This window comes from Roseateles sp., assembly GCF_049240545.1.
Lineage (GTDB): Bacteria > Pseudomonadota > Gammaproteobacteria > Burkholderiales > Burkholderiaceae_C > Paucibacter_A.
Window position 1 is genome coordinate 1 of sequence record NZ_JBMLSK010000210.1, and the last position, 1,322, is coordinate 1,322.

The following is a 1,322-nucleotide window of genomic DNA, read 5'->3' on the forward strand; positions in this document are numbered from 1 at the left end:
GCCTCTTTTGAATTTCGAGTGGGTGGCCGCCAGAATCGACCGGAGTCTGGGACCGTTGTCTGAGGGAACGTGAGCGAGAAGCAGCTTTTGGAGGCCGCCCTTGGCGTGGCCGCGCCGTGGTACGTGAGGGGGACGGAGTTTGATGCCGCCAGCAGGCGGTTGACGATTGGCATCGATTTCGTCGCCGGCAGTCGGTTCGCGCATCCCGACGTGCCCGGCGAGCATCCAGTGCATGACACGCAGACCAAGCGCTACCGGCACCTGAACTTCTTCCAGCACGACTGTTATCTGGAAGTGCGCGTGCCGCGCCTGAAGCTGCCCGACGGGCGTGTTGCCCTGGTCGAGCCTGATTGGGCGGGCAAGCTGTCCGGGTTCACTTTGCTGTTCGAGGCACTCGTACTGACGCTGAGCCGGCAGATGCCGTTCGCTGCGGTCGCCCGGCTGGTGGGCGAGTCCTGGCATCGCGTGCATGCGATCTGCTCGCGCTATGTCGACTTGGCGGCGGAAGCGCTCGACCTGTCCGCGGTGAAGGCGCTGGCGATCGACGAGACCTCGTGCCAACGCGGCCATCAGTACCTGACCTTGGCTGCCGATGCGGACCGGCGCTCGGTCGTGTTCGTTGCCCCGGGCCGTGGCAGCGACACGCTCGGTATCCTGGCCGATCATCTGCGCGCCCATCAAGCCGTTCCCGAGCAGGTCGAGTCGGTCAGCATCGACATGTCGCCGGCCTACATCCGCGGCGTTACCGAGCACCTGCCGGCGGCGCGCATCACCTTCGACAAGTTCCACGTCATCGCGCAAGCCTCGGCGGCCTTGGACAGGGTGCGGCGTCAGGAGCAGCGCACGGATCCTGCGCTCAAGGGGCTGCGCTGGTCGCTGCTGAAAGACCGTGATCGGCTCAATGCGGCGCAGCGCGGCGATCTCGATGCACTGATCGCCAAGGCCACGACGAAGCGCACCGCGCGTGCCTGGCTCTACCGGGAGCACCTTCGCGAGATCCTCGAGCGCAAGCAGATCAACATCGTTTCGAGCCTTCTGCGCCAGTGGTGCAGCAACGTCATGCGCTCCAAGGTCGAGCCGATGAAGGATGTCGCGCGGATGATCCGCCGCCACTTCGACGGCATCGTCGCCTGGACCCAGACCCGGAGAACCAACGGATTCCTTGAAGCGCTCAATGGCCTGTTTCAGGCCGCCAAGCGCAAGGCGCGTGGGTACGGCCGATTCGAAACCATGCGCACCGTGCTGTTCCTGATCGCCGGGAAGCTCGACTTCCGCCGCATCAACCCCCACGCCGCATAACCCACTCGGATTTCAAAAGAGCC

The 1,322-nt window shown here is 65.0% G+C and carries 1 protein-coding gene; it reads left to right on the plus strand.

The genetic code is table 11. The features are described 5' to 3' along the window. The first annotated feature begins 69 nt into the window (after nt 1–69). Nucleotides 70–1,299 (plus strand): ISL3 family transposase, encoded by a 1,230-nt coding sequence (locus ACOVRJ_RS13400; RefSeq protein WP_422044350.1) that lies wholly within the window; start codon nt 70–72, stop codon nt 1,297–1,299. Nucleotides 1,300–1,322: the final 23 nt, after the last annotated feature.